This is a genomic window from Pantoea sp. XY16 (genome assembly GCF_025153065.1).
GTDB classification, from domain to species: Bacteria; Pseudomonadota; Gammaproteobacteria; order Enterobacterales; family Enterobacteriaceae; genus Pantoea; species Pantoea alfalfae.
Map to the genome: position 1 here is coordinate 233904 of NZ_JANZNP010000010.1, position 8163 is coordinate 242066.

Below are 8163 nucleotides of genomic sequence, written 5' to 3' on the forward strand. Positions count from 1 at the left end.
CTTATATGCTTGTTGTTTGTTGCAAGTAGAACCTATGGTTCTGAAAAAACTGCGTAAAAATTTGCGCACGATAACCCATCAATTGTACACAATCACCCATGCTTCGCACTAAGAACCTGTAACACTGTATCACGCGCCAGCCGGGGCTCGTCACTGTCAAGCCAGTGAACATTTTCCCAACCGCGTAACCAGGTCATCTGTCGCTTAGCAAGCTGCCGGGTTGCGCAAATTCCCCGATAAACCATCTCGCTGTAATCGATTTCGCCCGACAAATAAGACCACATCTGACGATAACCAACACAACGAATGGAAGGCATGTCCGTATGCAAATCACCTCGTGCAAACAGGGCCCGAGACTCCGCTTCAAATCCTGACGCCAACATCTGCTCAAAACGCAACGCGATGCGCTGGTGCAGCAATTCGCGGCTCGCGGGGGCGATGGCAAACTGTTGCACGTCGTAGGGTAACGCTTCACCGGATGTTTTTGTCAGTTCCGTTAAAGTTTTACCCGAAATAAAAAAAACTTCCAGTGCTCGCGAAAGTCTCTGCGGATCATTCGGATGAATACGACTGCCGGCAACCGGGTCGATTTCACACAGCTGGCGGTGTAAAGCTTCCCAGCCTTTTTCACGCGCCGTTTGCTCTATCCGCTGACGAACGTCGGGATCGGCCGAGGGCAACGGCGACAATCCTTCAAGTAACGCCTTGAAGTAGAGCATGGTTCCACCAACAAGCAACGGTATTCGTCCGGCTTCAACGATATCCGCCATTTCTGCTAAAGCATCCCGCCGGAACTCCGCTGCCGAATAGGTTTCTGCGGGGTCGCGGATGTCGAGCAGACGATGGGGCGCCACTGCTAACTCCTCAGCCGACGGTTTCGCCGTGCCAATATCCATCTGACGATAGATTAAGGCAGAATCTACGCTGATTAGTTCCACTGGTAACTGCTTACGCAATTCAATTGCTAAAGCCGTTTTGCCAGACGCCGTGGGTCCCATCAAAAAAATAGCCTTTGGCCGGCCAGCCTGGTTTAATTCACTCATGCTTCAACGCGTTGATCGCGCTCTCAATCTCTATGGGCTGTAATAAGCCTGAAGGCGGCGATTTCAGCAGCTGTGGGCAAAGCCGTTCAAGCTCTGCCAGCAGGTTGATCGCCTGTGAGTGATTCCAGTCGGAGGACTCTGTATCCTGACGCCGCGCCAGCCACTGGGCCAGTTGCGTCGCAGAGATCTCCTGCTGCCGGGCGAGATAGCCTAACAGCTCAGGAATCAAGATTTGTAAATTTTGTGTTCGTAACGGTAAAGGCACCGCGCGCAATGTCACGTGGTCTCCTTCGGGCTGAAGTTCAATGCCCATCTGATTGAGCAGGCTGCTCTTTTCTTTTGCTGCCTGTCGTTCTTCCTGGGCGATTTTCAGGCGCACCGGGATCAATAGTGGCTGCGGTTTAAGCCCCTCTTCGCCCGGTTCAAGCTGCGCCTGTTTCAGCCAGCGCGCCGCCACCGGCAACGCCATCAGCATTAATGTCTGATCCTGCTCCAGCAGTGCAAAGTGATTGTGTAACACGGTCAGTACACGGCCAAAACTTTGAGCATGCGCGGCCAGTGGCGAGGGTCTTTCGGGCTGACGCGCTATCGGCTCGCGGGCTTTTGGCGGTGATGACGTGCTGACAGGCGTTTTCAGCAACTGCTGATAAACCGCCCCTTCACGTTGACGATACCCATTCTCTTTGTTCTGCCAGGCCGGAGCAGGCTGTGTTTCACGCCCGGATGCTGCTGATTTCTTCTCACTGACGGATGCCGATGGCTGCGCAAAATGATTACCGCCTGCTGCCTGACGGTTTTCCGGCTGCCAGCGCGGTGCGGGCTCTTCTGCCTGGAGCGCAGGTAAGGTCGGTGTCGCCATCGCCTGTAATGCGCTGACCACACCCTGATAGATAAAGTCATGCACCAGGCGTGATTGATGAAACCGTACTTCGTGCTTGGCCGGATGGACGTTGACATCAACCTGATGCGGGTCGATCTCCAGATAGAGCACATAAGCGGGCTGCTGGTCATCCTGGAGCTGAGTCTGGAACGCCTGGCGAATAGCGTGGTTAATCAGTTTATCGCGCATCATTCGGCCATTCACATAGCAATACTGCAGATCGGTGACCTGGCGCGAACCGGCAGGGTCGGCAACCCAGCCGCGCAGCGAGAGGTCGTCATGCTGCCAGTCGATGCGCAGCGCATGCTGCATAAACGTGGTGCCGCAGATAGAAGCCAGCCGCCGTTCGCGCTGGCTCTCCTCGCTGACGGCCCGATACTGACGCATCATTTTACCGTTGTGGCTTAGCGAAAGGGCGACATCAAAACGTGCCAGGGCAATACGGCGAATGACCTCGTCGATATGACCGAACTCGGTTTTCTCGGTGCGCATAAATTTGCGGCGTGCCGGCGTGTTATAAAACAGGTCCAGCACTTCCAGTGTGGTACCACAGGGATGCGCCGCCGGTTTAACCGTTACCGCCATATCACGCCCTTCTGCATAGGCCTGCCAGGCTTCAGTTTGATCGGCGGTGCGTGAGGTGAGTGTCAGGCGGGAGACAGAACTGATACTGGCCAACGCTTCACCACGAAAACCCAGGCTCATGATCGCTTCCAGGTCATCCAGTGAGGTTATTTTACTGGTAGCGTGACGGGCGAGTGCCATCGACAGCTCGCTTTTCACGATGCCGCACCCGTTGTCACGAATGCGAATCAGCTTTGCGCCGCCTTTTTCAATATCAACGTCAATGCGCGTCGCGCCGGCATCCAGGCTATTCTCCACCAGCTCTTTAACCACGGAGGCAGGACGCTCAACCACTTCACCCGCCGCAATCTGGTTAGCCAGCTGGGGTGGTAAAATTTGAATCGGCATGGTTTTCCTTTTAGCTGGCAGCCCGGCGCAGGGGCCGGGCAAACAATCAGGATGCAGGAATTTTCAGGTTCTGCCCCAACATGACGTTGGTCGACTTCAGATTATTGGTCTGCATTATCGCTTTCGGACTGACGCCGTAGTGTGCGGCAATGCCGGTTAATGAATCGCCCACCACAACTTTGTGGCGCACAACGCCGCGTGGCGTAGCGCGCGTGGTGCGACTGGCGACTGCACTGGCCGGCACTTTGAGTCGCTGTCCGACCCACACCACATCCCGCTTCAGGGTGTTCATCTCACGCAGGGTGTTCATGCTGACGCCATACTTCGCGGCAATACCGGAAAGTGTCTCACCACGCGTTACCGTATGGCGCTGCGTTGCTCCGGTATATTGTGTCACACCTGTCGCCGGGTTGCTGGCGACGCTAACCGCTGGCGACGAGCCCAGCGGCCGGTTTTCCTCCTTTGGGATGGATTGCAGCGGGTGCGCCAGGAAATAAGTGCGCAGACCCTTATAGATCGACTGCGCAATCTTATCCTGGTGTGCGCTACTGCCAAGCAGTCGCTCCTCCGAGGAATTACTGATAAAGCCGGTTTCCACCAGCAAAGAAGGAATATCGGGTGAACGCAGCACGCCAAGACTGGCATGCTCAGGCAGACGTTTATGCAGCGACGTCACGCTGCGCATCTGCTGCAACACTTTCTGGGCGATGTCATAACCGACCCGCTGCGAGTGGCCGAATTGCAGGTCAAGTACCGCCTGGCTGAGGTAGGGGTCGGCCTGACTGTTAGCCAGCAGGTCACCTGCGCCGCCCAGCAGCTCAGACTGTTTCTCTTTCTGCTCCAGCCAGTTAGCCATCTCGTTATTGGCCCGGCGGTTTGATAATACCCAGACCGATGCACCGGTCGCCGCATGGCTCGGCGCGGCGTCAGCATGAATTGAAACCAGCACGTTGGCGTTGGCTTTACGCGCCACGTCGGAGCGGCCCATAACCGAGATAAAATAGTCGCCATCACGCGTCAGGACGCCTTTAAACATCGGATCGTTATTCAGCAACACCCGCAGTTTACGTGCAATCGCGATCGTGACGTTCTTCTCTTTCAGTCCGCGCTGCCCGATGGCGCCGGGATCCTGACCGCCATGTCCGGCATCAATCGCCACAATCACGGTATCGTTCTGGCTGACGGCCCGGCCAGGACTCACGGTGCTGGCTGTGCTGGTCACGGACGTCACCGGATTCGAATTAAAGGGGTTAGCCGCTGCGGCACTCTGGGTGGGTACGCGCGTCGGTGCTGTGACGGGCGCAGGCACACTGCGCGTAACAGCAGGTGGCTTACCGGTAATGGTGAAGACTACGCTGTAGCTGTTGCCATTGCGCTGGGTGACCGCCCGGGTTTTACCCGCCTGCGTCAGCTCAAACACCAGCCGCACGCTCTGTTTATCTTTAGGGGTGCTGGTGCGAATTCGCTTTACGATGTTTTCGCCGCTGAAATTTAACGGCAGCCCCTGAACCACGCCGCTCTGGCGCACATCCAGCACTACACGATTCGGGTTGTGCAGAGAGAAAAAGGCATAGACCGGCTGTCCGGCAAAGTTCAGCGTAACGGTAGCCTGACTATCGCCATTGGCCACTTTGATATCAGACAGCGTGGCGGCAAACAGGGGCGTACAGACCAGCAGCAGCAGTGATACCAGTGCTATTTTCATCCGTGACATCATGCCTCATCCCTGCTTTGACCAACGTGTTCAAGCCACTGCTGGCCGGACGCGGATTGTGCCGTCAGTTCTGCTTCACGCGCCTCACCCGCATAACGTAGCGTTAAGGTGAGATCGGGCTGTGGCAGAAAACCGGCACCCTGCTGAGGCCATTCCACCAGACAGATAGCATCACCGCTGAAGTAGTCGCGGATGCCCATAAACTCAAGCTCTTCGGGATCGGCAAGGCGATAAAGATCGAAGTGGTAGAGCGTACGGTCATCCAGCGTGTAAGGTTCAACGAGGGTGTAAGTAGGACTTTTGACATTGCCCTGATGGCCCAGCGCCTGCAGAAAGCCGCGGCTGAAGGTGGTTTTACCCGCCCCCAGATCGCCATAGAGATAAATCACTGCCGCGCTGCCACAGGCGCGCGCCAGCTGAGCGCCCAAACTGAGCGTAGCCGCCTCATCGGGCAAAGAAATAACACAGGTCTTCATGCTTCTTTATTCATCTCAGGATTAACAAACTGCCACAGCAGATCCAGTAAATCAGTGGCCAGCATACCGCGAGTACCGCGTTCTGCCGCAACCGCATCGGCCGCTGCACCATGTGCAACGCAGCCCGCGCAGGCCGCATCGAACAGCGTCAGTTTCTGACCCACCAGCGAGGCGATAATTCCACTCAGGAGATCGCCCATACCGCCGGACGCCATACCGGCATTGCCTACATCCGCAAAGGCCATTTCGCCCTGCTCGCTGGCAATCAGCGTGCCGGCACCTTTCAGTACCACTACGCCACCATAACGCTGCGCCAATGTCTGCGCTGCATGTAAGCGGTCACTCTCAATTTCACTGGTCTCGATATTCAGCAAACGCGCCGCTTCGCCAGGATGCGGCGTAATAATGCGATTCTGACGTTTCTCAGCACTGATTGCCAGCAGGTTAAGTGCATCCGCGTCCCAAAGCATCGGCTTTTCACTGCCTGCTACCCGCTTCAATGCCTGCTTTCCCCATTCGCGCTGACCCAGACCGGGTCCAATCGCGATGACATCAGCCCACTCCAGCGCCTCCGTCAGGCGTTCATCAGTCAGTTCATCGACCATAATTTCAGGCCGTGCGGTCAGAATCGGAATAATATTATCTTTGTGAGTGAGTACTCGCACCAACCCACTGCCGCTGCGTAACGCGGCTTCTGCCGTCATTCGAACGGCGCCCGCGGTGCCCGCATCGCCTCCCACGACCAGCAGCCGGCCGTGACTGCCCTTGTGCGAGGTCGGTTTACGTGGCTTAAGCCAGCGAGTTAATGCGCTGGCATCATAACGGGCGATAGGTGCCTCTTCTCCGGCCAGAAAAGCAGCCAGACCAAGATCGGCATACCAGAGCTTTCCGATGTAGTCTCGCGCCTTGCCGGTGATCTGGCCCGGTTTCAGTGCGACCATACTCAGCGTATGACTGGCATTAATCACCTCGCCGGGCGCAGTGCCGTTGCGCGCGGATAAGCCAGAAGGCATATCAATGGCGACTATCGGTGCCGCATGGGCGTTCGCCTGCTGGATCAGCGTGGCATAAGGTTCTTCGGGCGCACGATTGCTGCCCGTTCCCAGCAGGGCATCGACAATCATATCAACCTGATCTGGCCAGGCCGCATCGGCCGCATGAATTTCACCGCCCGCATCCAGCCATGCGTCCCGCGCACGCTGTGCCTCTTCCGGCAGCGCTTTTTCACTTTCGCACGCCAGCAACGTGATGGTTTTGCCCGCCGCCTGCCCCAGACGCGCCAGCACATAGCCATCACCGCCGTTATTGCCATGACCGCACAGGATCAGCCAGTGGCTGGCTTCGGGCCAGTGCGCTGTCAGATGCTCGTAAGCGGCCTGCCCGGCACGCTGCATCAGCTCATACAGAGTAATCCCGAGCGCATCGGCTCCCTGTTGCTCAAGCTGTGCCACAGCCTGCGCAGGCCAGACAGAATATGGTAAACTGCGGCTGTTTTTCTTCGAATCCTGGTCACTCATGTCATACCCTCTCGATCTTCATGAACTCGCACAACAGATTAAACAGTGGGGATTGGATCTCGGCTTTCAGCAGGTCGGCATCACCGATACCGATCTCAGTGCAGAAGAGCCGCGCCTGCAGGAATGGCTCGATAAGCAGTATCATGGTGAGATGGCATGGATGGCGCGACACGGCATGATGCGGGCGCGTCCTCATGAGTTGCTGCCCGGCACGCTGCGCGTCATCAGCGTTCGTATGAACTACCTTCCGGCCAAAGCTGCCTTTGCCACCACGCTGAAAAATCCCCGACTGGGCTATGTCAGCCGTTATGCACTCGGTCGTGATTACCACAAAGTATTGCGCAATCGACTGAAAAAGCTCGGAGAAATGATCCAGCAGCACTGTGGCGAGCTGAATTTCCGGCCGTTTGTGGATTCGGCACCGCTGCTGGAGCGCCCGCTGGCGGCCAAAGCCGGACTCGGCTGGACCGGCAAACATTCGCTGATACTGAATCGGGAAGCCGGCTCGTGGTTTTTCCTCGGCGAGCTGTTGATCGACATTCCGCTGCCGGTCGACACTCCGCAGCAGGAGCAGTGTGGCCGCTGCGTTGCCTGCATGACCATCTGCCCCACCAGCGCAATCGTTGAGCCTTACGTCGTGGATGCCCGGCGCTGTATCTCCTATCTCACCATTGAGCTGGAAGGGGCTATCCCGGAAGAATTTCGTCCGCTGATGGGTAACCGCATTTATGGCTGCGATGACTGCCAGCTGATCTGTCCGTGGAATCGCTATGGACAACTCAGTGACGAAAGCGACTTTTCACCGCGCGCGGCTTTACATGCACCGGAGCTGCTCGATTTGTTTCAGTGGGATGAAGCGAAATTTTTACGCATCACGGAAGGCTCAGCCATTCGCCGTATTGGCCATTTACGCTGGCTGCGCAATATTGCCGTGGCGCTGGGTAATGCACCCTGGTCGCCCCACATCATTCAGGTGCTGGAACAACGACTTGGTGAGAGTGAACTGCTGGATGAACATATTCAGTGGGCAGTGATACAACAGCAGCAGAAACGTGAGCTGCTGGTAGTTGAAGTGCAGCCCGCCCAGCAGAAACGGCTGGTTCGTGCAGTTGAGAAGGGTTTACCGCGTGATGCATGATTGAACAGCGAGCCGCTGGATATCGTTTTCCACATGCTGTGAATAAAAATAAAAAGCCGTTGTCATTCAACTGCAACAACGCTGATTTCACTGTGAAATAACAAATTGAAATATCTTCATAAACATAAATATCAACCACTTATGAAAAATTTGTGTTTATTTAATAATGAGACTACCGCTGCGGTTAAATCACAAAGCTGTGGATAACTCTGTTCAGAAGATATTTACAGATCGCCCTGACAGGCATGAAAGATGGGGGGTGGTGCTGTGGATAACCTTCAGGAGACAACTAAAATCACGCGACCAAAAACAGCCATATAACGAACTGAAACAGGGGGTGATGTAAAATCTGGAGCGGGAAACGAGACTCGAACTCGCGACCCCGACCTTGGCAAGGTCGTGCTCTACCAACTGAGCTATTCC

The 8163-nt window shown here is 55.9% G+C and carries 6 protein-coding genes; 1 reads left to right on the forward strand and 5 read right to left on the reverse strand.

The genetic code is table 11. The features are described from left to right. Positions 1 to 92: 92 nt before the first annotated feature. Genes miaA through nnr form a run of 5 tightly spaced genes read right to left on the reverse strand, consistent with a single transcriptional unit; the run spans position 93 to position 6602 of the window. Positions 93 to 1043 (reverse strand): tRNA (adenosine(37)-N6)-dimethylallyltransferase MiaA, encoded by a 951-nt coding sequence (miaA, locus tag N1689_RS15480; RefSeq protein ID WP_161734917.1) that lies wholly within the window; start codon positions 1041 to 1043, stop codon positions 93 to 95. Beyond that, complete coding sequence (gene mutL / locus N1689_RS15485) at positions 1036 to 2895, reverse strand: DNA mismatch repair endonuclease MutL (RefSeq protein WP_161734920.1); 1860 nt, start codon at positions 2893 to 2895, stop codon at positions 1036 to 1038. Before mutL ends, miaA begins: the two co-directional genes overlap by 8 nt. A gap of 46 nt (positions 2896 to 2941) precedes the next feature. Beyond that, on the reverse strand, positions 2942 to 4612 hold the full coding sequence (gene amiB, locus N1689_RS15490; protein ID WP_260059376.1) for an N-acetylmuramoyl-L-alanine amidase AmiB: 1671 nt from the start codon (positions 4610 to 4612) through the stop codon (positions 2942 to 2944). After that, entirely contained in the window at positions 4609 to 5085 is a 477-nt protein-coding gene (tsaE, locus tag N1689_RS15495) for a tRNA (adenosine(37)-N6)-threonylcarbamoyltransferase complex ATPase subunit type 1 TsaE (RefSeq protein WP_222924939.1), read from the reverse strand. Before tsaE ends, amiB begins: the two co-directional genes overlap by 4 nt. After that, positions 5082 to 6602 (reverse strand): bifunctional ADP-dependent NAD(P)H-hydrate dehydratase/NAD(P)H-hydrate epimerase, encoded by a 1521-nt coding sequence (gene nnr / locus N1689_RS15500; protein WP_260059377.1) that lies wholly within the window; start codon positions 6600 to 6602, stop codon positions 5082 to 5084. The genes tsaE and nnr overlap by 4 nt, the downstream gene beginning before the upstream one ends. Between nnr and queG the strand changes: the two genes are divergently transcribed. Continuing rightward, on the forward strand, positions 6601 to 7740 hold the full coding sequence (gene queG / locus N1689_RS15505; RefSeq protein ID WP_260059380.1) for a tRNA epoxyqueuosine(34) reductase QueG: 1140 nt from the start codon (positions 6601 to 6603) through the stop codon (positions 7738 to 7740). The two genes, nnr and queG, sit on opposite strands and share 2 nt — an antisense overlap. Positions 7741 to 8163 lie beyond the last annotated feature (423 nt).

Bases quoted from the DNA above. Each gene is read 5' to 3' on its own strand.
- miaA (WP_161734917.1), bottom strand. From the start codon at position 1,043: ATGAGTGAATTAAACCAGGCTGGCCGGCCAAAGGCTATTTTTTTGATG.
- mutL (WP_161734920.1), bottom strand. From the start codon at position 2,895: ATGCCGATTCAAATTTTACCACCCCAGCTGGCTAACCAGATTGCGGCG.
- amiB (WP_260059376.1), bottom strand. From the start codon at position 4,612: ATGATGTCACGGATGAAAATAGCACTGGTATCACTGCTGCTGCTGGTC.
- tsaE (WP_222924939.1), bottom strand. From the start codon at position 5,085: ATGAAGACCTGTGTTATTTCTTTGCCCGATGAGGCGGCTACGCTCAGT.
- queG (WP_260059380.1), top strand. From the start codon at position 6,601: ATGTCATACCCTCTCGATCTTCATGAACTCGCACAACAGATTAAACAG.
- nnr (WP_260059377.1), bottom strand. From the start codon at position 6,602: ATGAGTGACCAGGATTCGAAGAAAAACAGCCGCAGTTTACCATATTCT.